The organism is Achromobacter sp. AONIH1 (assembly GCF_002902905.1).
In the GTDB taxonomy this organism is placed as follows: domain Bacteria; phylum Pseudomonadota; class Gammaproteobacteria; order Burkholderiales; family Burkholderiaceae_B; genus Achromobacter.
Window position 1 is genome coordinate 5,699,021 of the sequence record NZ_CP026124.1, and the last position, 23,246, is coordinate 5,722,266.

General features: G+C 68.7%; 17 protein-coding genes. 8 read left to right on the top strand and 9 right to left on the bottom strand.

Annotated features, from left to right (window positions below):
- The first annotated feature begins 43 nt into the window (after positions 1–43).
- From C2U31_RS25985 to C2U31_RS25995, 3 genes are all read left to right on the top strand, one after another.
- Positions 44–1,027 carry a tripartite tricarboxylate transporter substrate binding protein gene (locus tag C2U31_RS25985; RefSeq protein ID WP_103275438.1) on the top strand — a complete coding sequence of 328 codons (984 nt, stop codon included), beginning with the start codon at positions 44–46 and terminating at the stop codon, positions 1,025–1,027.
- Positions 1,028–1,144: 117 nt separating this feature from the next.
- The gene (locus C2U31_RS25990) at positions 1,145–2,095 is read left to right on the top strand and encodes a nitrate ABC transporter substrate-binding protein (RefSeq protein WP_103275439.1); all 951 of its coding nucleotides are present in this window, start codon (positions 1,145–1,147) and stop codon (positions 2,093–2,095) included.
- Positions 2,096–2,123: 28 nt separating this feature from the next.
- Complete coding sequence (locus tag C2U31_RS25995; RefSeq protein WP_103275440.1) at positions 2,124–2,912, top strand: deaminated glutathione amidase; 789 nt, start codon at positions 2,124–2,126, stop codon at positions 2,910–2,912.
- A 39-nt stretch (positions 2,913–2,951) separates the two neighbouring features.
- Here the strand turns inward: C2U31_RS25995 and C2U31_RS26000 are convergent, their stop codons facing one another.
- Both C2U31_RS26000 and C2U31_RS26005 read right to left on the bottom strand, forming a co-directional pair.
- On the bottom strand, positions 2,952–3,470 hold the full coding sequence (locus C2U31_RS26000) for a fimbrial assembly protein (RefSeq protein WP_233772507.1): 519 nt from the start codon (positions 3,468–3,470) through the stop codon (positions 2,952–2,954).
- A gap of 173 nt (positions 3,471–3,643) precedes the next feature.
- A complete protein-coding gene (locus C2U31_RS26005) occupies positions 3,644–5,767 on the bottom strand; it encodes an ATP-dependent helicase (protein WP_103275442.1) in 2,124 nt (707 codons plus the stop codon).
- Between the two features lie 219 nt (positions 5,768–5,986).
- On the opposite strand from C2U31_RS26005, the gene C2U31_RS26010 reads away from it, so the two are divergent.
- Positions 5,987–6,886: a DUF72 domain-containing protein gene (locus C2U31_RS26010; RefSeq protein WP_103276583.1), complete on the top strand. Its 900-nt coding sequence runs from the start codon at positions 5,987–5,989 to the stop codon at positions 6,884–6,886.
- A gap of 29 nt (positions 6,887–6,915) precedes the next feature.
- Here C2U31_RS26010 and C2U31_RS26015 read toward each other — a convergent pair whose 3' ends face one another.
- Positions 6,916–8,421, bottom strand: coding sequence for a PLP-dependent aminotransferase family protein (locus C2U31_RS26015; RefSeq protein WP_369869707.1), 1,506 nt, complete (start codon positions 8,419–8,421; stop codon positions 6,916–6,918).
- A gap of 95 nt (positions 8,422–8,516) precedes the next feature.
- Here C2U31_RS26015 and C2U31_RS26020 point away from each other — a divergent pair, with 95 nt between their 5' ends.
- The 3 genes from C2U31_RS26020 to C2U31_RS26030 all read left to right on the top strand — a co-directional run bounded on the left by C2U31_RS26020 (position 8,517) and on the right by C2U31_RS26030 (position 12,771).
- On the top strand, positions 8,517–9,782 hold the full coding sequence (locus tag C2U31_RS26020) for a 4-aminobutyrate--2-oxoglutarate transaminase (protein ID WP_103275443.1): 1,266 nt from the start codon (positions 8,517–8,519) through the stop codon (positions 9,780–9,782).
- A 252-nt stretch (positions 9,783–10,034) separates the two neighbouring features.
- The gene (locus C2U31_RS26025) at positions 10,035–11,495 is read left to right on the top strand and encodes an NAD-dependent succinate-semialdehyde dehydrogenase (protein WP_103275444.1); all 1,461 of its coding nucleotides are present in this window, start codon (positions 10,035–10,037) and stop codon (positions 11,493–11,495) included.
- A gap of 421 nt (positions 11,496–11,916) precedes the next feature.
- Complete coding sequence (locus C2U31_RS26030) at positions 11,917–12,771, top strand: inositol monophosphatase family protein (protein WP_103275445.1); 855 nt, start codon at positions 11,917–11,919, stop codon at positions 12,769–12,771.
- Positions 12,772–12,965: 194 nt separating this feature from the next.
- On the opposite strand, the gene C2U31_RS26035 is transcribed toward C2U31_RS26030, so the two are convergent.
- From C2U31_RS26035 to C2U31_RS26060, 6 genes are all read right to left on the bottom strand, one after another.
- Positions 12,966–13,784, bottom strand: a complete 819-nt coding sequence (locus C2U31_RS26035; RefSeq protein ID WP_103275446.1) for an NAD-dependent protein deacetylase — start codon at positions 13,782–13,784, stop codon at positions 12,966–12,968.
- A gap of 54 nt (positions 13,785–13,838) precedes the next feature.
- The gene (gene epsC / locus C2U31_RS26040) at positions 13,839–14,786 is read right to left on the bottom strand and encodes a serine O-acetyltransferase EpsC (protein WP_103275447.1); all 948 of its coding nucleotides are present in this window, start codon (positions 14,784–14,786) and stop codon (positions 13,839–13,841) included.
- Positions 14,787–15,015: 229 nt separating this feature from the next.
- Entirely contained in the window at positions 15,016–16,680 is a 1,665-nt protein-coding gene (gene pgi / locus C2U31_RS26045) for a glucose-6-phosphate isomerase (RefSeq protein WP_103275448.1), read from the bottom strand.
- Between the two features lie 13 nt (positions 16,681–16,693).
- On the bottom strand, positions 16,694–18,097 hold the full coding sequence (locus tag C2U31_RS26050) for a phosphomannomutase/phosphoglucomutase (RefSeq protein ID WP_103275449.1): 1,404 nt from the start codon (positions 18,095–18,097) through the stop codon (positions 16,694–16,696).
- Positions 18,098–18,118: 21 nt separating this feature from the next.
- A complete protein-coding gene (locus C2U31_RS26055) occupies positions 18,119–20,380 on the bottom strand; it encodes a GNVR domain-containing protein (RefSeq protein ID WP_103275450.1) in 2,262 nt (753 codons plus the stop codon).
- 65 nt (positions 20,381–20,445) lie between these two features.
- Positions 20,446–21,582, bottom strand: coding sequence for a polysaccharide biosynthesis/export family protein (locus C2U31_RS26060; RefSeq protein ID WP_103275451.1), 1,137 nt, complete (start codon positions 21,580–21,582; stop codon positions 20,446–20,448).
- 248 nt (positions 21,583–21,830) lie between these two features.
- Here C2U31_RS26060 and C2U31_RS26065 point away from each other — a divergent pair, with 248 nt between their 5' ends.
- On the top strand, positions 21,831–23,240 hold the full coding sequence (locus C2U31_RS26065) for an undecaprenyl-phosphate glucose phosphotransferase (RefSeq protein ID WP_103275452.1): 1,410 nt from the start codon (positions 21,831–21,833) through the stop codon (positions 23,238–23,240).
- Positions 23,241–23,246 lie beyond the last annotated feature (6 nt).

Sequence of the window (23,246 nt, forward strand, 5' to 3'; positions counted from 1 at the left end):
TGGCCCGCCCCAGCGCCATCACATGACAAATCAGGGGAAAACCATGAACGCCTTCTTCGGCCGCGCCGCTGGCGCCATCCTGTCGCTGAGCCTGCTGTCCGCGCCCGCCGCGCAGGCGCAGGACGCCTACCCGAACAAGCCAGTCAAGGTCATCGTGCACACGTTGCCCGGCGCCTCGTCGGACGTGCTGGCGCGGGCGGTTAGCAAGGCCATGGGCGACCAGCTGGGCCAGAGCTTCGTGGTCGAGAACCGCTCGGGCGCGGGCGGCGCCATCGGCGTGGACGCGGTCGCCAAGGCCGCGCCGGACGGCTACACGCTGCTGGCCGGCGCTTCCAGCGCCATGGTCATGCTGCCCATCGTGCTCACGCGCAAGCTGCCCTATGACGAGAACAAGGATTTCGCGCCCATCGGCGTGATCTCGCGCTCGCCGTTCCTGCTGGTCGCCAGCCAGGCCTCGGGCATCCGCGACCTGCCGGACCTCATCGCCAAGGCCAAGGCGCATCCCGGCAAGATCACCTACGGCAGCGCGGGACCCGGCACCAATCCGCACCTGCTGGGCGAACTGCTCAGCCAGCTGGCCGGCATCGAGCTGACGCACGTGCCCTACAAGGGCCCCGCCGCCGCGCAGGCCGACCTGATGGGCGGCACCATCGACCTGCTGTTCGATACTCCGTCCTCGGCCCTGCCGCATGTGAAGTCGGGCAAGACCGTGGCCATCGCCGCCAGCAGCGACGCCCGCGTCACGGACGCGCCCGACGTGCCCACCCTGAAGGAACTGGGCTATCCCTCGCTGACGCTGTACGGCTGGACCGGGCTGTACGCGCCGGCCGGCACGCCGCCCGAGACGCTGGCGCGGCTGCGCGGTGCGCTCAAGCAGGCGCTGCACACGCCGGCGGTGCGCGAGTTCATCCTCGCCGGCGGCAACGACATCCTGGACCTCTATGGCGACGACATGCTCGCCATGCAGAAGCAGATGCAGGATTTCTGGCGCGGCGTGGTCAAGTCCCGCGGCATCAGGCTGGACTAGGCGCGGCTCGCCGCTCGGGCGGGTTCGGCCCGCCCCCTGCGCCGCACGCGCGGCGCCAGGCCCCTCATCGCCCTTCCCCCTCCCACCGCGGTCCGCCGGGCCGCCAAGGCCATCCCCATGACACTCCAAATCCGACTCGCCGTGCGCGACTGGGACTACATCGTGCCGCTCGCCCTGGGCGACGTGGTCGCCGAAGGCCTGGACCTGCGCATCGACCGGGTGCCCGCCCTGCCCGAGGACCTGGCCGCCGATCCGCGCTACGACGCCGGCGAGATGTCCATGAGCCGCTATTGCCTGGGTCGCCTGCGCGGCCGCGACGATATCGCCGCCGTGCCCCACTTCCTGATGCGCGGCTTTCGCCATCGCTGCATCATCACGCATCGCGACAGCGGCATCACCCAGCTGGAGCAGCTGGCCGGCGCCCGCATCGGCATGACCGGCTGGCAGGACTCGGGCAATACCTGGACGCGCGCCCTGCTGCGCCGCGTCGGCATCGGCATCGACGACGCGCAATGGCGGGTCGGCCGCCTGACCGCCGCGCACCCGGTCGCCGACCGGCTGTCCGGCTATGGCCAGCCGGGACGCATCGAGGCCGTGGCCGGCGAGCGCCCGCTGGTGGACCTGCTGCGCTCGGGCGAACTGGAAGCCGTGTTCACGCCCTTCATGCCCGACGGCTTCTTCGACGCGGACTCGGACCTGCGCCAGCTGCTGCCGCAGTGCCGCCGCGACGAAGTGGCGTACTTCCGCGACGTGGGCTACGTGCCCGGCATGCATCTGCTGGGCATCAAGCCGGACATCCTGCGCGCCCACCCCTGGGTCGGCCAGTCCCTGAGCGCCGCGCTGGACGCGTCCGCCGCGATGTGGCTGCACAAGCGCCGTAAATACGCGGACACCACGCCCTGGATCCTGGACGAGCTGATCCAGACCTCGCGCGACCTGCCCGAAGGCTGGGACCGCAACGGTCTGCAAGCCAACCAGCCCATGGTGACGGACTTCCTGGCCGAACTGCGCGCGCAGCGTCTCACCGAGCGCAGCATGTCGCCGGCGGAACTGTTCGCCCACGGCTGACGTTCTTGAACATACAAGGAGACTTCACATGAAAATCGCCCTGGGCCAATTCGCCGTGCGCCCCGACTGGCAAGACAACGCCGCGATCTGCCTGGACCTGATCGCCCGCGCCGACGCCGGCGGCGCGCGCCTGCTGGTGTTGCCGGAAGGCATCCTGGCGCGCGACATCGCCGATCCCGACCTGGTGCGCCGCGCCGCCCAGCCGCTGGACGGCCCCTTCATGACCCGCATGCTGGAGGCCACCCGCGACCGCGCGCTGACGCTGGTCATGACCGTGCACGTGCCCGCCGATCAGGGCAAGGTCTGGAACATCCAGGTCGCGCTGCGCGGCGGTCGCATCGTCGCGCAATATCGCAAGCTGCATCTGTATGACGCGTTCTCCATGCAGGAGTCGGTCAACGTGGTGCCCGGCGATGAAGTGCCGCCGCTGCTCGAGGTGGACGGGCTGCGCTTCGGCATGATGACCTGCTACGACCTGCGCTTTCCCGAACTGGCGCGCCGCCTGGCGGTGGACGGCGCCGACGCGCTGCTGGTGCCCGCCGCCTGGGTCAAGGGACCGCTGAAGGAACATCACTGGGAAGTGCTGGCCACCGCCCGCGCGCTCGACAACACCTGCTACGTGGTGGCCGTGGGCGAATGCGGCCCGCGCAATATCGGCGCGAGCATGGTGGTGGATCCGCTGGGCGTGGCGATCGCCCGCGCGGCCGAGCAGGACGCGCTGCTGTACGCCGAGCTGGATCCACGGCGCCTGGCCCAGGCGCGCCAGGCGCTGCCGGTGCTGGCCAACCGGCGCTTCGCCCGCCCCGAACTGGCCTGAGCCACGCCGGCCGGCGCGCAGGACGCGCCGGCCATCCACTCAAGGCGTGGCGGCGGAAGGCTCGAACAGCACCACCAGATCGCCGCGATAGATGCCGTTGATGCTCGGGCCATCGGGCGTCTGCGCCGGCGCCCGCGCGCTCACCGTGAGCCTGTGGATCTGGTCGTAGCCGCCGTCGCCGGGTGTGCTCTGCTGCACCTTCAGCGGCGCGCCGACGCGAACCTCGTCCTCCCGCCCCGACTGCGACAGGACCACCTTGGCATCGCGCATCTCATAGACGCCGCCCCGCATCGTCAGGGGCCGAGCCAGCGCGATATTGAACTCCGTGCCCTTCGTCCATACGCGGATGGGCAAGGTCTTGGAGAACGCGCGCTGCGTGCGGTCGGTGGCGTCCAGTTCCTCGTGGTCGTACCAGCCGGAGCCGTCCGGCCGGGAAACGAAGATGGAATCTCCGATCTGGGCGGTGAGCGTGATCTTCTTGACGACGGGAGCGGCATGGGCCGCGCTGGCCGAGGACATGGCCAGGCTTGCGACGAGAGCAATATGTTTGAGCTTCATGATGGACGGATCAAGAGTTTGAACAAAGCCCCCGCCATGTGGGCGGGAATCCGCGCAACCGTGCGGCGGCGAGCGCCTGGGCTGACACTTCCGTTAACGGCCGACGAGGCTTGACTCTTTAAAAGCGCCAAGTCTCGTAGGACTATTCTTAACCCAACTGGGCTGAAAGCGCACTAGGAAAACAGGCCCCGCACCCGACGCGCCACATCGATGCCCGGCGCCTGCGGCGACGGGCCCGCGCCGTTCCCCTCGGGCAGCGGCGGCGCCTTGGGCAGGTGATCGAACAGCGGCAGCATGGCGTTGGTGATGAAGCGCGTGCGTGACGCATACACATGCCGGTCGCCCATGCCGGTCTGCTGATGCACGTAGAAACGCTGCGGCACGACCAGCTGCAGGCGTTCGCGCGCGCGGGTCATGGCGACGTACAGCAGGCGGCGTTCTTCCTCGATTTCCTCGGCCGTGCCGGTGCTCATGTCCGACGGAATGCAGCCGTCCACCACGTTCAGCACATACACGGATTTCCATTCCTGTCCCTTGGCGGAATGGATGGTGGACAGGATCATGTAGTCCTCGTCGCGCAGCGGCGCGCCCGATTCGTCGCTGGTGGCGTCTGGAGGATCGAGCGTCAGCTCGGTCAGGAAGCGTTCGCGCGACGGATAGCCGGCCGCGATGCGGGCCAGCTGTTCCAGGTCGGCGCGGCGCACGCGCGCATCGTCGTACAGCCGTTCGAGCTGGCCCGCATACCAGCGCAAGGCCAGGTCCACGTCGGCGGGCCATTTCAGCGCGGGATCGCGCAGCGCGGCATAGGTGTCGGCGAAGGCGCCCCAGTCCTGCTGCGCCGCCGCGCCCGGCTTGAACGCGCGCAGGGCCGCCAGCGGCTCGGCCGAGGCCGACATCGCATCCATCAGTTTGCCGGCCGTGGCCGGACCGACGCCCGGCAACAGCTGCGCCACCCGGAAGCCCGCCATGCGGCCGCGCGGATTCTCGGCCCAGCGCAGCAGGGACAGCAGGTCCTTGATGTGGGCCGCCTCCAGGAAGCGCAGTCCGCCGAATTTCACGAAGGGGATATTGCGCCGCGTCAGCTCCAGTTCCAGTGCCGCGCTATGGCTGGCCGAACGGAACAGCGCCGCCTGCGATTTGAGCGTGGCGCCCGCCTCGCGCTGCGCCAGCACCTGGTCGGCAACCCAGCGCGCCTGCCCGGCCTCGTCGCTGACATTGACCATTTCGGGCAGCTGCGAGGATTGCCGGTCGGTCCAGAGATCCTTGGCATAGCGCTCCGCCGCCAATCCGATCACGGCGTTGGACGCGTTCAGGATGGGCTGGGTGGAACGGTAGTTGCGGTCCAGCGTGACCACGCGCGCCGGCTTCGGAAACTGCGTGGGAAAGTCCAGGATGTTGCGCACGGTGGCCGCGCGGAAGGAATAGATCGACTGCGCGTCGTCGCCCACCACGGTCAGGCCGCGCCCGTCCGGCTTCATGGCCAGCAGGATGGCGGATTGCAGGCGATTGGTGTCCTGGTACTCGTCGACCAGCACATGGTCAAAGCGCGCCCCCACATCGGCCGCGATGCCGGGATCGCCCATCATCTCGGCCCAGTACAGCAGCAGGTCGTCGTAATCCAGCGCCTGCTGGTCCTGCTTGGCCGCGACGTAGGCGCGGAACAGGGCCTTGAGCTCGGCCTCCCATTGCGCGCACCACGGAAAGGCGGTCTTGAGCACGTCTTCCACCGGCGCCTGGCTGTTGATCACGCGCGAATAGATGGCCAGGCAGGTGCCCTTGAGCGGAAAGCGCGACTTGGCCGAGGACTGGCCCAGCTCGTGGCGCACCATGCCCATCAGGTCCTCGGCGTCGCCCCGATCCAGGATGGTGAAGGACTCGGACAGGCCGATGCGCAGCGCGCAATCGCGCAGCAGGCGCGCGCCAATGGCATGGAAGGTGCCCGCCCAGGGCAGGGCCGGCGGCTGCTGCGCCGCATGCAGGCGCATCACCCGGTGCAGCACCGCGCCCACGCGGCGCTCCATTTCCAAGGCGGCGCGGCGCGAGAAGGTCAACAACAGCATGCGCTGGGGATCGGCGCCGTTCAGGATCAGATGGGCCACGCGGTGGGCAAGCGTATTGGTCTTGCCCGAACCGGCGCCGGCGATCACCAGCAGCGGGCCGTCCTCGCCGCCGCCCTGCCCGGCGCGGGCCGGGGCCACGCCGAATTCCACCGCCGCGCGCTGGGCGGGGTTGAGGTCCGCCAGGGGATCGGGACGGTCCTGCGGCGCTGATGAAGACGGGGATTGCGTATCGGACATGGGCGGGGGAATGGCAACAGTCCCATGCGCGCCCGCGGCCCGGAAGGCGGGACCGGCCTGGGCGCGCACAGGCCAGACAACTGTTCATATATCCAGCTATCATAACCCGGTGCCCGCTCCGCCACGGCGCCCTTGCCCGGAGCGCCTGAGCGGCCCGTCGCCCCGTCCCGCGCGCCCGACCCGCCCGCGTTTCCTCGTCCTCCATCGCCCTTGCCCACCATGCGCATCCTCACCGGCGCAGCCTCCTGGACCGATCCCACGCTGCTGGCCTGCGGCCGCTTCTATCCGCCGGCCGTGGCCGCCAACGCCGAGGCCCGGCTGCGCTACTACGCGGCGCGCTTCCCGCTGGTCGAGGTCGATTCCAGCTACTACGCGCTGCCCACGGCCGAGAACGCCTGGCGCTGGGACCAGCGCACGCCGGACGGCTTCGTCTTCAATATCAAGGCATTCCGGCTGTTCACCGGCCACCAGACGCCGCTGTCCGCCCTGCCCGCCGACATCCGCGCGGAGCTTGACGGCTGGCCGGCGCCGTTCCTCTACTACAACGACGTGCCCGGCGAGCTGCGCGACGAACTCTGGCGGCGCTACACGCTGGCGCTGGAGCCGCTGCGCCTGCCGGGCAAGCTGGGCGCCGTGCATTTCCAGTTCCCGCCCTGGATACGACGCGACGCGCGCGGCCACGCGGCGCTGGCCGAGGCGGCGCGGCGCATGGACGAGCATCTGATCTCCATCGAGCTGCGCCACCGCAGCTGGTTCGACAGCCCCGCCGCGACGGCCGGCACGCTGGCCCTGCTGCGTGATCTGGGCGCGGTGCACACGGTGGTGGACGCGCCCGCCGGGCCGGAGAACAGCGTGCCCGCCGTCTGGGCAAGCACGCATCCCGAGCTGACGCTGTTGCGGCTGCATGGCCGCAACGCGGCCGCCTGGAACCGGACCACGCAAGCCTCGTCGGGACGCTTCCAGTACGAATATTCCGAGGCCGAGCTGGCGGAACTGGCCGAGCGCTTTTCCCGGCTCGCCGCGCAAAGCGCGCAGGCGCACGCCGTCTTCAACACCAACTTCGAGGACCAGGGCGTGCGCAACGCGGCCGCGTTCGCGGCGGCGCTGCCGGGGTTCTGAGACACGGTCGCCGATGCGCTCTTGGCGGCTCAGGCGCGGGCCGCGCGCGCCGGCTTGCGCGCCACTTCCGCCAGGCTGTCCAGCAGCACCTCGAACTTGCGCGCGATGTCCTGCTCGGGCACGCAGGCAAACCCCAGCAGCAGCCCCGGACGCCGCAGCGCCGGGTCGGCGTAGTAGCGCGACAGCGGACGCGTCAGCACGCCGCGCGCGCGCGCCTCCTCGACCACGCGCAGGTCGTCCATGTCGGGGGGCAGCGTCAGCACCAGGTGCAGCCCGGCCAGGCTGGCGTCGCGATGCAGCCAGTCGGCGCCCAGGCGGCGTTCGATCAGGTTGACCAGCATGGCGCGGCGGCGGCCGTACAGCATCCGCATGCGGCGGATGTGCGCGGCGTAGTGGCCGTCGGCGATAAAGGCCGCGAGCGCGGCATGCGTCATCTGGTGGCCCTCGCGGTACAGCTCGGCGTGCGCCGCCTGGAACGCCGCCACCAGCGGGCGCGGCAGCACCAGATAACCCACGCGCAGCCCCGGGTACAGGGTCTTGCTGAAGGTGCCCATGTAGATCACGGGCGCATCCGGCTCCAGCCCCAGCAGCGAGGCGATGGGCCGCCCCGAGAAGCGGAACTCGCTGTCGTAGTCGTCCTCGATGATCCAGCTGCCATGGCGCCGCGCGACGGCCAGCAGCTGGCGGCGGCGCGCCAGCGACATCACCGGCCCCAGCGGGTACTGATGCGACGGCGTGACGAAGATGAAGCGCGGCGGCTCGCCGCCGGCTTCCTGCGGCACCTGCATGCCTTCCTCGTCCACCGGCAGATGGCGGATGCGCAGGCCATTGGCCTGCAGCACGGTGCGCGCGCCCCAATAGCCCGGGTCCTCGACCCAGGCCACCTCGCCCGGATCGCCCAGGATGCGCGAGGCCAGGTCGATGGCCTGGTGCGAGCCCTCGGTGATGATGAGCTGTTCCGGATCGCAGTCGATCGAGCGCGTCAGCGCCAGGTGCTGCGCCAGCGCCTCGCGCAGCGCCGGCAGCCCGCCGCCATGGGCGTAGGTGAGCAGGTCCGGCGGCGGATTGCGCCACAGCGCGCTGACGATGCGGCCGAACTTGCGGTGCGGGAATTCGGTCAGGTCGGGCACGCCCGGCATGAAGGCGCCCCATTGGTAGGGCGAGGCCGAGGCGCCGTCGACGATGGCCGCGCCGCGCGGCGACAGCGCCGCACGCGGCTGTGGCGCGGCCGCCGGGCGGGCGCGCCGTCCGCTGCTCAGGAACGAATCCGGCAGCGAGGCGTTGACGAAGGTGCCGTTGCCCTGCCGGCTGCGCGTATAGCCCTCGGCCAGCAGCTGGCTGTAGACGTGGACCACGGTATTGCGGGCGATGCCCAGCTCGGCCGCCAGGTCGCGCGAGGCCGGCAGGCGGGTATCGGCGGCGATGGCGCCTTCCAGGATGGCTTCGCGCAGGCCACGATACAGCCGCCGGTTCATCGGCTCGGCGCTGGCCTCGGCCAGCCGGAGCAGCAGCAGGTCGCCTACGATGGAACGCAATTGGTTCTACCTGTTTTACAAAAGTGGTTCCCAACAATGGGGCCATCGTAGCATTAAATTAGGGGCTAACCCTTTACCCGCGATGCGAGGCTGAGATGAAGAATCAGGACCTGAATACCCGCCGTTCCCTGGCCACGCCGCGCGGCGTCGGCGTGATGTGCGATTTCTATGCCGTGCGCGCCGAGAACGCCACGCTGTGGGACGCCAACGGCAAGGAATACATCGACTTCGCCGGCGGCATCGCCGTGCTGAACACCGGCCACCTGCATCCCAAGGTCAAGGCCGCCATCTCGGCCCAGCTCGACAACTTCACGCACACCGCCTACCAGATCGTGCCCTACGAGGGCTACATCTCGCTGGCCGAACGCATCAACCGCCTGGCCCCCATCGACGGCCTGAAAAAGACCGCCTTCTTCACCACCGGCGTCGAGGCAGTCGAGAACGCCATCAAGATCGCGCGCTCGGCCACCGGCCGCTCGGGCGTGATCGCCTTCTCCGGCGCCTTCCACGGCCGCACCATCATGGGCATGGCGCTGACCGGCAAGGTCGCGCCGTACAAGCTGTCCTTCGGTCCCATGCCGGGCGACGTCTACCACGTGCCCTTCCCCAACGGCACCCAGGACATCACGGTAGCCGACTCGCTCAAGGCGCTGGACCTGCTGTTCAAGGTCGACATCGATCCCAAGCGCGTCGCCGCCATCATCATCGAACCCGTGCAGGGCGAAGGCGGCTTCAACATCACCCCGCCCGAACTGATGACCGCGCTGCGCAAGGTCTGCGACGAGCACGGCATCCTGCTGATCGCCGATGAAGTCCAGACCGGCTTCGGCCGCACCGGCAAGCTGTACGCGATGGAACACCACTCGGTGCAGGCCGACCTCATCACCATGGCCAAGAGCCTGGGCGGCGGCATGCCGATCTCGGGCGTGGTGGGCCGCGCCGACGTCATGGACGCGCCCGCCGCCGGCGGCCTGGGCGGCACCTACGCCGGCAACCCGCTGGCCGTGGCCGCCGCGCACGCGGTGCTGGACGTCATCGCGGAAGAAAAACTGTGCGAGCGCGCCGTCCAGTTGGGCGACAAGCTGCGCGCCCATCTCGAAGGCCTGCGCGCCAAGGTCCCCGGCATCGCCGACGTGCGCGGCCTGGGCTCGATGGTGGCGCTGGAACTGAACGACCCGTCCACTGGCAAGCCGGACGCCGACGCCGTCAAGCGCGTGCAGGCGCGCGCAATGGAACGTGGCCTGATCCTGCTGAGCTGCGGCGTGTACGGCAACGTCCTGCGCTTCCTGTACCCCCTGACCATTCCCGACGCCCAGTTCGCCCGCGCGCTGGACATCCTGTCCGAGGCGCTGGCAGCATAAGCACCGGGCGCACCCCGATCATCCGGCCGGTGGCGCCAGCCCGAAAGGGCTGAGCCCGCCCCGGCCGGATATCCGTTTACACGGCGCCATCGTGCCACCCCCACGCCCCCCCCCTGAAACGGCCGCCCCCCAAAAATCGGGATGCCACGGATCCGGCTCTGCCGGTCCGCAGGCGTGCCCCCTTGAGGGGGAAGCGCGCAGCGCTTCGGGGGTGAGCCCAACACTGCCCAAACACTCTAGGAGACTGACAACATGACCCAAATCAATCTGACCCGCCCCGACCTGCTGCGCGACGCCTGCTACATCGGCGGCGAGTGGGTCGGCGCCGGCAATGGCCCGTCCATTCCCGTGAGCAACCCGTCCACCGGCAAGACCATCGTGTCCGTGCCCAAGTTCGGCCGCAAGGAAACCGAGGCCGCCATCGCCAGCGCCGAGGCCGCCCTGCCCGCCTGGAGCGCCAAGACCGGCAAGGAACGCGCCGCCATCCTGCTGAAGTGGTCGCAGCTGATGATGCAGCACCAGAAGGACCTGGCCGCCATCATGACCTCGGAACAGGGCAAGCCCGTGACCGAGGCCGCCGGCGAAATCGCCTACGCCGCCTCGTTCCTGGAATGGTTCGCCGAGGAAGCCAAGCGCATCGACGGCGACGTGCTGCAAAGCCCCAAGGCCGGCCAGCGCCTGCTGGCGCTCAAGCAGCCCATCGGCGTCACCGCCGCCATCACGCCGTGGAACTTCCCGGCCGCCATGATCACGCGCAAGGCCGGCCCGGCGCTGGCCGCCGGCTGCACCATGGTGCTCAAGCCCGCCCAGCAGACCCCGCTGACCGCGCTGGCGCTGGCCGTGCTGGCCGAGGAAGCCGGCGTGCCGGCCGGCGTGTTCCACGTCGTCACCGGCAGCTCGCGCGAGATCGGCGCGGCCCTGTGCGAAAGCGACGCCGTGCGCAAGCTGAGCTTCACCGGCTCGACCGAAGTCGGCCGCACGCTGATGGAACAGTGCGCGCCCACCATCAAGAAGCTGTCGCTGGAACTGGGCGGCAACGCGCCCTTCATCGTGTTCGACGACGCCGACCTGGATCGCGCCGTGGACGGCATCCTGGCCTCCAAGTTCCGCAACGCCGGCCAGACCTGCGTCTGCGCCAACCGCATCTACATCCAGGCCGGCGTGTACGAGGAAGTCACCAAGCGCCTGGTCGCCAAGGTCCAGGCCATGAAGGTCGGCGACGGCTTCGGCGAGGGCGTGACGCAAGGTCCGCTGATCGACGCCAACGCCGTCGAGAAGGTGCAGGAGCACATCGCCGACGCCACCGCGCACGGCGCCAAGGTCATCGTCGGCGGCAAGCACCACGCGCTGGGCGGCACCTTCTTCGAGCCCACCGTGGTGCGCGACGTGACCAAGTCCATGCGCTTCGCCACCGAGGAAACCTTCGGCCCGGTCGCGCCACTGTTCCGCTTCGAGACCGAGCAGGAAGTCATCGAACAGGCCAACGACACCATCTTCGGCCTGGCCGCGTACTTCTTCACCCGCGACTACGCCCGCGTCTGGCGCGTGTCAGAGGCGCTGGAATACGGCATCGTCGGCATCAACACGGGTCTGATCTCCAACGAAGTCGGCCCGTTCGGCGGCGTCAAGCAATCCGGCCTGGGCCGTGAAGGCTCGAAGTACGGGATCGAGGAATACCTGGAGATCAAGTACCTCTGCCTGGATCTGGGTTAAGGCCAAGCCCTGGAGCGCATGGCGCTTCGGGGCGAATGGCTTTACGCGTTTCGGACGTTTACGAACGCGACAGCGCCGTCGGCAAAGCATGTGGGGAAGGTTCCCGCGCGTCTTGCCGACGGCGCTGTTTCGTGGGCGGGCGCGATAAATACCCCGATCAGGGCAGAAGAAGCCCGTGCGCCTCCACCCCCGCCAGCATGCCGACCATGCTGGTTTTTTTCCATCATCCGTGCCCACGGTCCTGTTCATCTGATCCTGTCAGGGCACGCACAACGGGATGGCGCTTTCCGCGCGACATCATGAATCCGAAGGCGCGCTACGCCAAGCCGTCCCTGAAATGCTCTTTTGATTCAACCCCTACCCCGACACGATCAATTGCCTTGCCGGCATGCTAGATTTGCGCGTTGCTAGGACGAATACTATGAGCAGATCTTTCACCCGCGAAGAAACGCGCCGGCTGGCGTCCATCCTGGCCGATACGGCCCAGGCCGAGGTCATGCCGCGCTTTCGCAACCTGCCCGAGGGCGCCGTGCGCGGCAAGACCTCCGTGCGCGACCTGGTCACCGATGCCGACGAGGCCGCCGAGCGCATGATCAGCGCGCGGCTGGCCAAGCTGTATCCCGGCGCGGTGCTGATCGGCGAGGAAGCCTCGACCCGCAACCCCGCGCTGTTGAACATGCTGGTCGACGCCGACCTGGCCTTCCTGATCGACCCCATCGACGGCACCCGCAATTACGTGGCGGGCCTGCCGCTGTTCGGCATGATGATCGCCGCCTGCCATCGCGGCGACGTGATCGCCGGCGTAATCTACGACCCCGTCAGCCGCGACAGCGCGCTGGCCGTGCGCGGCGAAGGCGCATGGATGGAATACGAGAACGGCAAGCAGGCGCCGCTGGCCGTGGCCAGTCCCGCGCCGCCCGAGGACATGGACGGCCTGATCTCCACCGGCGCGCTGCCCGAGCCGCTGCGCAGCACGGTCAACGGCAATCTTTCGAAATTGGGCAGCACGGCCTCGCTGCGCTGCGCGGCCCATGAATACCGCATGCTGGCGGCGGGCCATTGCCATGTCGCGCTGTACAACCAGCTCACCGCCTGGGACCACGCCGCGGGCTGGCTGCTGCACCGCGAAGCCGGCGGCTATGCCGCGCGCTTCGACGGTTCGCCGTACAAGCCCACGCACCGCAGCGGCGGCCTGCTGTACGCGCCCGACGCGGGCAGCTGGCATGCCGCGCAGAAAGCGCTGATGGGCGAGGATTTCGTGGCCTCGGAAAGCTGAGCCCGGGCGGGGTCCGTCCCCGTCCGGAGTCCCATTTTCCGGGACTCCGCCTCGGGTTATCCCTAGGAGTTATCCCCACTATCTGTGGACAACCCTATGGAAAGCTCTGTAACAGCAGAAAAAAACCCTTGCAGGACAAGGGCTTGTATAAACCGCTCAAAAACCGGCCGCTGACTGGCGGCCGGCGGGCGCTTTCACAGGGCATCCAGCGCCAGCGCGCAAGGCTGTTCCACCTTCAGGGTCAGCAAGGCGTCGGCGCGCGTGCGGCCCAGATTGATCGCCGCGATCGGCATGCCGTTGCGCGCGGCGGCGGCCACGAAGCGATAGCCCGAATACACCATCAATGAAGACCCCACGACGAGCACCGCGTCGGCGGCCATCAGACCCGCGTTGACGCGGTCCACCCGTTCGCGCGGCACCGTCTCGCCAAAAAAGACCACATCGGGCTTGATCACGCCGCCACAGCGCGGACAGGGTGGAACGCGGAAGCCGGAGAAATCCACGCCATCCAGATCGGCGTCGCCGTCGGGCGCGTCGCTGGCCTCCAGCGACTCCCAATGGGGATTGAGCCCCGCCAGCTCGTCCTGCCAGGCCTGCCGCCCGCCGCGCCAGTCGCACTGCATGCAGCGCACCTGATCCAGCCGGCCGTGCAGGTCCACGACCTCGCGGCTGCCGGCGGCCTCGTGCAGCCCATCGACGTTCTGCGTCACCAGCAGGCTGAGCCGGCCGCGCGATTCCAGCCGCGCCAGCGCCCGGTGCGAGTCATTCGGCAGGACCCGGCCGAAGCGGCGCCAGCCGATCATGCTGCGCGCCCAATAGCGCGCGCGGGCCAGGTCGCCGCCCATGAACATCTGCAGGGTCATGGGCGGCTTGCGCTTCCATTCGCCCTCGGTGTCGCGATAATCCGGAATGCCGGAATCGGTGCTGACGCCCGCCCCCGTCAGCACGAACAGCCGCGGGTGGCGGTCGACGAAGCCGCGCAGCGCGGCCAGATCCGAAACGCGTGTGTCCATCCAGGCTCCCAGAATCACCGATGCGCGGACCGGCGGACGCGCCCGGCGCGACGATCAGCCGCCCAGCCCGCAATCGGGCATGTCGCTGACCAAGCTCGCCTGGGTCACGTTGCTGCCGGGCGCCACGCTGCGCGTGAGCCAGACGTTGCCGCCGATGGTCGATCCCTTGCCGATGGTGATGCGGCCCAGGATCGTGGCGCCAGCGTATATCACCACATCGTCCTCGATCAACGGGTGGCGCGGCAGGCCCTTCTTGAGTTCGCCGTTCTCGCCGGGCGGGAAGCGCTTGGCGCCCAGCGTCACCATCTGGTAGAGCCGCACGCGGTCGCCGATGATGGCGGTCTCGCCGATCACCACGCCGGTGCCATGGTCGATGAAGAAGCTGCGGCCGATGGTGGCGCCCGGATGGATGTCGATGCCGGTGTCGGCATGGGCGATCTCGGCCACCATGCGCGCCAGCATGGGCACGCCCAGCCGGTACAGCACGTTGGCCAGGCGATGGTGGATCATCGCGGTCACGCCGGGATAGCACAGCAGCACCTCGTCGGCGCTGTGCGCGGCCGGGTCGCCCTGATAGGCGGCGGTCACGTCCAGGTCCAGCGCCTCTCGCACCTTGGGCAGCTCGGCGCCGAACTGGCGCACGATGCCGATGGCGCGCTGCTGCGTGTCGGCCAGCAGCGCCGGATCATTGCGCCCGGCGTACTGCAGCTCCAGACAGACCTGGTGCAGCAGCGCGTCCAGCGCCGCGCCAATGGTGTGGCCGACGTAGAAGTCTTCCACTTCCTCGCGCAGATCGATGGGCCCCAGGCGCATGGGGAAGAGCGCGCCGCTCAGATCCTTGACGATCTGGCGCAGGCTTTCCTGCGACGGAAACTCGCGCAGGCCGGCGTCCTCGCGCAGGCGGCCGCGCGGACCGCGCCAGGCCAGGCGCGCCTCGCGCAGGCCGGACACGATGCCGTCCAGGTTCCAGTGCGCGGGCGTGGTGTGGCTGGGCCCGCTCATGGCTGCGCCCGCAAGGAAATGCCGGCGGCGCCGGCGTGGGAATGAAGGTCGAACATGAAGTGCCTCGCTGACGGAGCAGCGGCCGCCGGACTGGCCGACGGGCCGATGCTGCTTTGCAATATTCCCGTCAACTGTAACCGCTGGGGCCCTCTTCGCGGAATCCCCCCGACACGGCGTAGGGGTTATGCGGCAGGGGTCGTCCCCTTGGGCGCCGGCCCCCTGGCGCCGCTCACAGATGCGCCGCGACGCCCGGCACCCAGGCATGGCGCGGCAGCGGCGCCTGGGCGTGGCCCCGGTAGCAATCGATCCAATACGACGTGGACGCGTCGTGCCCCCGGTCGGCCACGGCCGCCGACACCGGCACCGCCAGCTCGCGCTCGATGCCGGTGGCCAGCCGCTTGCCCAGCTCCACGCCCCATTGGTCGAAGGGATTGATGCCCCAGACCACGCTCTGCACGAACACCTTGTGCTCGTACAAGGCCAGCAGCGCGCCCAGGCCACGCGGGTCGAGCTTGCGCAGCACGATCAGCGAGGAAGGACGCCCGCCGGGATGCACCATGTGCCGCGCCAGACGCAGCGCGCGCTCGCGGTCGTCGATATGGGCCACGTCCAGCAGCGCCTGCTCCAGGCTCTTGCCGCGCAGCAGGGCCTGGCGCTGCGCCAGGCAGTTGGCCAGCAGCATGCGGTGCGCGTCCGGGTTGTCCGGGCAGCCTTGCAGGCTGGCGATGAAATCCACCGGCGCGCCGTTCTCGCTCTGGTGCAGCCACTGGAAGAAGGTGTGCTGCCCGTCGGTGCCGGGCATGCCCCAGATGATGGGCGCGGACGGCACGCCCACGGCCTGGCCATCGCCCGCCACCCGCTTGCCCAGCGATTCCATCTCCAGCTGCTGCAGGTAGGTCACCAGGTGCAGCAGCCGCGCGCTGTAGGCCGCGATGTTCAGCGAGTTGTGGCCCAGCACGCTGCAATTGACCAGACCGGCAAGCGCCAGCTGCGCCGGCGCATTGGACGCCAGCGGCGCCAGCCGGAAATGCTGGTCCATGGCCTCGGCGCCGGCCCGCATGCCGATCAGCACCTCCGCGCCCACCGTCAGCGCGATGGACAGGCCCGCCACCGACCATACCGAATAGCGGCCGCCCACCCAGTCGCACATCGAGAACACCCGCTCGGCCGGCACGCCCAGCGCGCGCGCCGCCGCCGCGTTGGCCGTGACCGCCGCCAGATGCGCCGCCACATCGGTCACGCCGCCGCGCCGCAGCCAGGCGATGGCGGCGCGGGCATTGTGCAGGGTCTCGGCGGTGGTGAAGGACTTGGACGACACCACCACCAGGCAGCGCCTCGGGTCCAGCCCGGTCACCGCGTCGTTGAACGCATGGCCGTCGATATTCGAAACGAAACGGATCTGACGCCGCTGCGTGGGGCCGCCAAAGGCCTGCACCGCCAGCCTCGGCCCCCAGTCGCTGCCGCCGATGCCGATATGCAGCACGGCGCCGATGTCCGCCTCCTGGTCCAGCGCGCGCACGAAGTCCAGCATGCGCGCGTACTCGCAGACGGAGCCGGCATCCTGGCCGTCGGGCTGCTCGCGCGTGCGGCCCGCGCGCAACGCGGTGTGCCAGGCGGGCTTGTCCTCGGTCCAGTTCACCGCCTCGCCCGCGAACAGCGCCTGCACCGCCCTCGGCACGCCGCGGGCGCGCAGCAGGGCCAGCCCCGCCGCCTCCAGCGCGGGCGACTGACGCTGCATGGACAAGTCCAGGCTCAGGCCCGCCGCCTCGATCAGCTTGAGCGCGCCGGCGTCCAGTTCCGCGCAACGCGCCGCATGGTCGAAGGCGCGCCATTCGGCGCAGTCCAGCAATCCCGCGGCTTGCGCCTCTTCCCTCGCAAATTCAGCCCTATCCATCGCGTAGTGCTCCTTAGAACGGTAAACGGACATGAGGCGCGACGCGACGCAAGGCGTTGCGGAAGTCCTCCTCGATGCGCGCCAGGGCGGCCATCGTGTCCCCTTCGAAACGCAGCACGACCGTCGGCGTGGTGTTGGACGGCCGCGCCAGGCCGAAGCCGTCGACGTAATCCACCCGCACGCCGTCCAGATCGTTGATCGACTGCGCGCCGGGAAATCCGCCTTGCGCGCGCAGCGCCTCGACCAGGGCGAACTGCTCGCCCTCGGCGGTCTCCAGCTTGATCTCGGGCGTGGCGCAGGACTGCGGCAACCCCTCCAGCATGGCCGAGGGATCCGACGCCGCGGACAGGATTTCCAGCAGGCGCGCGGCGGCGTACAACCCGTCGTCGAAGCCGTACCAGCGTTCCTTGAAGAACAGATGCCCGCTCATCTCGCCGGCCAGCAGCGCGCCGGTCTCGCGCATCTTGGCCTTGATCAGCGAATGGCCGGTCTTCCACATGGTGGCCTTGCCGCCGGCCTCGGTGATGGCGCGGGCCACATGGCGGCTGCACTTCACGTCGTAGATGATCTCGGCGCCCGGGTTGCGCGACAGCACATCGCGCGCGAACAGGATGAGCTGCCGGTCCGGCCAGATGATCTGGCCGGATTTGCTGACCACGCCCAGGCGGTCGCCATCGCCATCGAAGGCCAGGCCGATCTCGCAGTCCGAATAGCGCAGGCAATAGATCAAGTCCTGCAGGTTCTGCGGATCGGCCGGGTCCGGATGGTGCCCCGGAAAGGCGCCGTCCACCTCGCAGAACAGCTCGGTGACCTCGCAGCCCAGCGCGCGGAACAGGGATGGGGCGATCGCGCCGGCCACGCCGTTGCCACAATCGACGGCGATCTTCATCGGCCGGGTCAGCCGGATGTCGCCCATCACGCGCGCGGCGTAGCAGGGCTGCATCTGCATCTGCGTGCGCCCGCCGGCATGGGCCGCGCCTTCTATCGGCCGCCGCATGGCGTCACGCAGCGCGGCGATGCCGTCCCCGTAGAGCGAAGCGCCATCCAGCACGAGCTTGAAGCCGTTGTGGTTGGGCGGATTGTGGCTGCCGGTGACCGCGATGCCCGCGCCGGTATCCATCAGCCGCGTGGCGAAATACAGCATGGGCGTGGTCGCCATGCCGATGTCGATCACATGCAGGCCGGCGGCGCGCAAGCCGGCCTGCAGCGCGGCCGACAGCTCCACGCTGCTCAGCCTGCCGTCGCGCGCCACCACCATCGCGCGCGCGCCCAGCTCCAGCGCCTTCACGCCCGCCGCCATGCCCAGGCTGTGGGCAAAGCGCGCGTCGATCTCCTCGGGCACCGTGCCACGGATGTCGTAGGCCTTGAAAACCGAATCAAGGATGTTCGGAGCGTCCCAGCCAAAAGTTCCGTGCATGTCCGTTTCCTCCGGCTGGCGTCACTTGGGACCGTTCTGCTTGAAATCGCCGTAGTACGCCGCCCTGGAGTAGCGGTATCCGCCATATTTGGACCGCAGGCCGAAGCGTTCGGGCAAGAGCTTCAGGCCGTTGAACAGCACGCCGTCCACCGGCGCGCCGGCCTGGATGAGCCGCTTGGCCGTCTCGCGGATCTCGCCCACCGTGTTCATGCCGGACCGCACCACCACCATCACCGCGGCCGCATGGCTGCCCACCACTGCTGCATCCGGCGAGGACAGCACCGGCGCGGTATCCAGCACCACCATGTCGTACTGGGTGGACAGCTCGCGCAGCGTCTGGCCGAACACGGGCGAGGCCAGCAGCTCGGACGGGTCGAAGGTGACGGCGCCGGTGGAAATGAAATCCACGCCCTCGGACACGCTGTGCCGGCGCACCTGCTCCAGCGGGATCGTGCCGGACAGCACCTCGAACAGGCCGTCCTCCTTGGGCACGCCGAAATAGCGGTTGAGCTGGCCCTTGCGGAAGTCGGCGTCGATCAGCAGCACCCGCTTGCCCACGCCGCCCTGGATGAAGGCGAAGTTGGCCGACAGGAAGGACTTGCCCACCCCGGCCACGGGGCCGGTGAACATGACCATGTTGTTGGCCGACTGGCGCAGCGAGGCCTGCAGCACATTGCGGAAGCCCCGCAGGCTTTCGATGGGCGGCGCGTTGCTCTGGCTCTGCGCCAGCAGCGCGGGCACGGTCGCATTCTTGCGGCGGCTGCGGCGCCAGAGCTTGTCCTGGATGTCGCTGTAGGGAATCGCCGCCAGCACCGGCAGGCCGGTATAGCGCTCCACTTCCTCCGGCTCGGACAGGCCGCCGAACAGGGCGTTGCGCACCAGGGCCGACAGCAGGCCGATGATCAGGCCGATGGCGCTGGCCACCAGGATGATGATGGCGGCCTTGGGCCGCACCGGCTTGTCCGGCTGCACCGCCGCGTCCAGGATGCGCACGTTGCCGACCTTGCCGGCGCGAATCAGCTTGAGCTGCTGGGTATTGTTCAGCAGCGCGGTGTACAGCTCGGTGTTCACGCGCACGTCGCGCACCAGCCGCACCACGTCCTGTTCCAGGTCGGGCAACTGCTTGATGTTGTTGCCGATGCGGTTCACGTCGCCGGTCAGCGAGGCGATCTGCCGGTCGATGGCCAGGATGCTGGGGTGAGTGGGCGCGAAGCGCGTGATCAGGTCCTGGCGCTTGGCGCGCAGTTCCATCACCTTGGTCTGCGCGTCCACCGACTGCGCCAGGATCAGCTTGGCTTCCTCGCTCAGGTCGATGGTGCCGCGCTTGTTGCGCAAGGCGTTGTACTTGGTCTCGGCCGCGTCCAGGTCCTTCTTCATCTGGGGCAGCTGCTGCTCCAGGAAGCTCAACGACTTCTCGGCCTGCGCCGCCTTGCGGTTCACGTTCTGCTGCACGTACTCCGCGCCGATCTCGTTCAACACGGCGGTGGTCAGCGCGGGATCGTTGCCTTCCAGCGTGACGCCGATCACGCCCGAGGCGCGACCGCGCTCGAAGATGCCCATGCGCGCCTGCACGTCCTCGATGGCCGCCAGCCGCGAGCTGCGCGACACGGTGAACTCGGTGCCCGGACGGCCGCTGAGCGCGTCGATGTGCACGTCCAGCGCGCCGCCGCCTGGCAGCACGAAATGCTGCGGCGTGCCCACAGTCCCGGTGAAGGTCGAGCCGGTGATCTTGTCGAACAGCGTGTAGCGCCCGTCGCCCAGCGTCGTCACCCGCAGCGGCTTGCCCAGCCATTCATTGGGCACATCCAGCTGCGACACGGAAATGGTCTCGCCGCCCCAGGCGTAGCCGCCCCGGGGCAGGCCGCCAGGATAGGGAAAGCTCTCGTGGCGCTGCGCCAGCCAGGCGCCCACCACCGGGAAGTAATTCGGCCTGGCGTGGATATACAGCAAGAACTTGTCGACCGCCGGTCCGACCACCATGCGCGAACGCAGCACCTCCATTTCGCCAGAGGTCTCGGTCTTGGTGTCGAAGATCGCGGACACATCGCCCAGCAGGCTGCGGGCCTGTCCGTTGGGCTGCTCCTCCTCCACCTGGACGATGATGTCGGCCTGGTAGACCGACGGCGTCATCATCACGTAGATCACCGCGCCCAGCAGGGCCAGCAGCGTGATGCCGATGATCATCCAGCGGTTGGAGAAGATCGCGTCCACGTGCGAGGACAGCGGGGTTTCCTGCTGACGGGCAGGCGCCGTGGGTTCAAAGGACTCGATGGGCAACGACATGCAGCTCTCCAGGAGAAGGCGCCGCCGCCGTCGCGGCGCCTCCAAAGGCGTTGTTTGTCAGGCGACTACTTGATGGAATTGACGGTCTGCACCGTTTGCGCGCTGGGGAACAGGTTGCTGATGAAACGGTTCCAACGCACCAGACCGGCCGTATCCACGAATACGACGTCTTTGGGCTGCAACTCGAATTTCTCCGCCACCGCGAGCGCCTGCGGCGATGCCGCGTTCAGGTGAAAGACCAGCGGTTTTGCCTCCTCCGTGCTGCGCACGACAAACACCTGCGACGGATCCGAGTTCAACTGGCTGGGGCCGCCGGCCAGTCCCAACGCCTCGTTCAGCGACATGCGGCCGTCCCGCATCACCGCCACCGTGGGCGTGGTCACCTCGCCCATCACGAAGATCTTGCTGTCATCGCGCGGCGTCACCCGCACGATGTCTCCCGCCTTCAGCAGGACCTGGTTCAGGTCCTTGCCGCGTTCGATCAGAGCCGGCAGATTGATGCGCGTGCGGCGGCCTTCGCGGATGACATACACGCCGCTGCGATCGCCCGTCGCCAGGATGCCCCCGGCCCGGTTGACCGCTTCCATCAGGGTCATGGGAATGTCGTTGATCGCCAGCGCGCCCGGCGTCTTCACTTCGCCTTCCACATAGACACGCTTGCTCCGGTAGCCCAGCACGCGCACGGTGATCTGCGGATCCTGGATGTACTTGCTCGAACTATTGACTATGAGATTGCGCGCCTGAAGCTCCGTCAACCCGGCCACTTTCAGCAATCCCGTGTACGGAAACTGGATGAATCCAGTGGCTGATACGGCATAGCCCGGAATGCCCGAGGCGGTGTCCCCAATGGCTAGTTCGGTCGCCCCCGCGCCGATGGCGTAGGTTTGCGTCGGAAGCACGAGTTCGGGGTGGTCCCAGACCACGATCGAAAGGATGTCCCCGGGGCCGATGCGGTACGGCTCGCTCTTGCCGTACAGGCGGTCCACGCCGTCGTTGTCGATCAGCGCGTCGCGGGCGCGCACGTCGTCCATGACCAGCGCCGGCGTGAGCTCGCGGACCTCCGAGACGGAATTCGGATCATTGGGATCGACGAGGTGGCCGGCCTTGAAGGTCATGCCGGGGGACAAGGCGCAAGCGCCCAACGAGGACACGAGCGCGATGGCTGCCAGGGCCCGGCTCACGGTTCCGAAAATTGTCGTCATGGCGACTCCACGGTGAATGACTTCGTTGCCAGCAAGAGAGCCCGATGCGTAACGGGTTGCGACATTCCACTCTCTTTTTTCCGGCCCGCACATTCGACGGATGCCCTAAGCCTTCTCCTACATCGTTTGGAGGTTTCGAGTGCGCCCTCCAGTCAATAAGATTTTTCCAGTGGCCCCAGGCTTTGCGGCAACGCAGCGGCCTGTTCCCGGTTCCTTCTGGCATCCAGCCAAGAACAGAGGAGTGCGCGATGGACACGCCCCAATCGGACGCGTCGGCAAGATTCAATGGCGCCAGCTTGCTTTATCGCCTGCTGGACGCGGGGATCGTGATCGCCTGCGGACTCGCGGCCACCGAGCTGAAGTTCGCCGAGGACATGACCGGCGATCCGCCGCCCATCCATCTGTTCCTCATCTACCTGTGCGGGCTGGGCGTGATCGCCGTCTTCCCCGCGTTTCGCCTCTACCAGTCCTGGCGCGGCCGGCGCCTGGCCGATCTGGCGGCGCGCTGCGTCGCCGCCTGGGCGACCGTGTTCGCGCTGGGCATCCTGATCAGTTTCCTGATGCACCAGGCGGCGGCGCTGTCGCGCATGTGGGCCGGCGCCTGGTTCGCGCTGGCCGCCGTCGCGCTGGTCGGCGCGCGCGTCGGCGCCTACGCCGTCCTGGGTGCGGCGCGCGATCGCGGCCTGAACAGAAAGCGCGTGCTGATCGTCGGCTTCGGCGCGCTGGGGCACGACCTGTGGCGCCGGGTGCGGCGCCATAGCGAGGCCGGTTACGAAGTCGCCGGCATCTATGCCGAGCCGCACGAGAACCTGCCGTCGCAGGTGCGACGCCTGCACAGCCTGGACCAACTGCACGCCTTCGTCCTGGAGCATGGCGTGCGCGAGATCTGGATCGTGCTGCCGATGGAGGCCGGGCAGGAATTGCGCGAAGTGCTCTATCACCTGCGCAATGACCTGGTGGACGTGCGCTGGATCCCGGACGTGCTGTCGATCCAGTTGCTGGGCCATCGGATCGGCGACTTCCTGGGCCTGCCCGCCATCCAGCTCAACACCCTGCCGGCCGCCGGCGTGCGCGGCCTGGCCAAGGAAGCGTTCGACCGGGTGTTCGCGCTATGCGCGCTGATCGGCCTGTCGCCGGTCATGCTGACCGTGGCCGCGCTGGTGAAACTGTCCTCGCGCGGTCCGGTGCTGTTCACCCAGCCCCGCCTGGGCGTGGACGGCAAGGTGTTCCGCGTCTACAAGTTCCGCACCATGACGGTGCACCAGGAGCACGGCGTGGTCACGCAGGCCACCCGGGGCGATGCGCGTGTGACCCGCATCGGCGCCTTCCTGCGGCGCACCAGCCTGGATGAGCTGCCGCAATTCATCAACGTACTGCTGGGCGACATGTCCGTGGTCGGCCCCCGGCCGCACGCGCTGGAGCACAACGAGATGTACAAGGACCTGGTGCAGCGCTACATGATGCGCCACCGCGTCAAGCCCGGCATCACCGGCTGGGCGCAGGTCAACGGATTCCGGGGCCAGACCGACACGCTGCGCAAGATGAGCGACCGCGTCGAGCACGACCTGTACTACATCCAGCATTGGACCTTCCGCATGGACCTGCGGATCATCGCCCGCACGGCGATCTCCGGATGGACGGGCCGCAATGTCTACTAGAAGGAG

Bases quoted from the DNA above. Each gene is read 5' to 3' on its own strand.
- C2U31_RS25985 (WP_103275438.1), top strand. From the start codon at position 44: ATGAACGCCTTCTTCGGCCGCGCCGCTGGCGCCATCCTGTCGCTGAGC.
- C2U31_RS25990 (WP_103275439.1), top strand. From the start codon at position 1,145: ATGACACTCCAAATCCGACTCGCCGTGCGCGACTGGGACTACATCGTG.
- C2U31_RS25995 (WP_103275440.1), top strand. From the start codon at position 2,124: ATGAAAATCGCCCTGGGCCAATTCGCCGTGCGCCCCGACTGGCAAGAC.
- C2U31_RS26000 (WP_233772507.1), bottom strand. From the start codon at position 3,470: ATGAAGCTCAAACATATTGCTCTCGTCGCAAGCCTGGCCATGTCCTCG.
- C2U31_RS26005 (WP_103275442.1), bottom strand. From the start codon at position 5,767: ATGTCCGATACGCAATCCCCGTCTTCATCAGCGCCGCAGGACCGTCCC.
- C2U31_RS26010 (WP_103276583.1), top strand. From the start codon at position 5,987: ATGCGCATCCTCACCGGCGCAGCCTCCTGGACCGATCCCACGCTGCTG.
- C2U31_RS26020 (WP_103275443.1), top strand. From the start codon at position 8,517: ATGAAGAATCAGGACCTGAATACCCGCCGTTCCCTGGCCACGCCGCGC.
- C2U31_RS26025 (WP_103275444.1), top strand. From the start codon at position 10,035: ATGACCCAAATCAATCTGACCCGCCCCGACCTGCTGCGCGACGCCTGC.
- C2U31_RS26030 (WP_103275445.1), top strand. From the start codon at position 11,917: ATGAGCAGATCTTTCACCCGCGAAGAAACGCGCCGGCTGGCGTCCATC.
- C2U31_RS26035 (WP_103275446.1), bottom strand. From the start codon at position 13,784: ATGGACACACGCGTTTCGGATCTGGCCGCGCTGCGCGGCTTCGTCGAC.
- epsC (WP_103275447.1), bottom strand. From the start codon at position 14,786: ATGAGCGGGCCCAGCCACACCACGCCCGCGCACTGGAACCTGGACGGC.
- pgi (WP_103275448.1), bottom strand. From the start codon at position 16,680: ATGGATAGGGCTGAATTTGCGAGGGAAGAGGCGCAAGCCGCGGGATTG.
- C2U31_RS26050 (WP_103275449.1), bottom strand. From the start codon at position 18,097: ATGCACGGAACTTTTGGCTGGGACGCTCCGAACATCCTTGATTCGGTT.
- C2U31_RS26055 (WP_103275450.1), bottom strand. From the start codon at position 20,380: ATGTCGTTGCCCATCGAGTCCTTTGAACCCACGGCGCCTGCCCGTCAG.
- C2U31_RS26060 (WP_103275451.1), bottom strand. From the start codon at position 21,582: ATGACGACAATTTTCGGAACCGTGAGCCGGGCCCTGGCAGCCATCGCG.
- C2U31_RS26065 (WP_103275452.1), top strand. From the start codon at position 21,831: ATGGACACGCCCCAATCGGACGCGTCGGCAAGATTCAATGGCGCCAGC.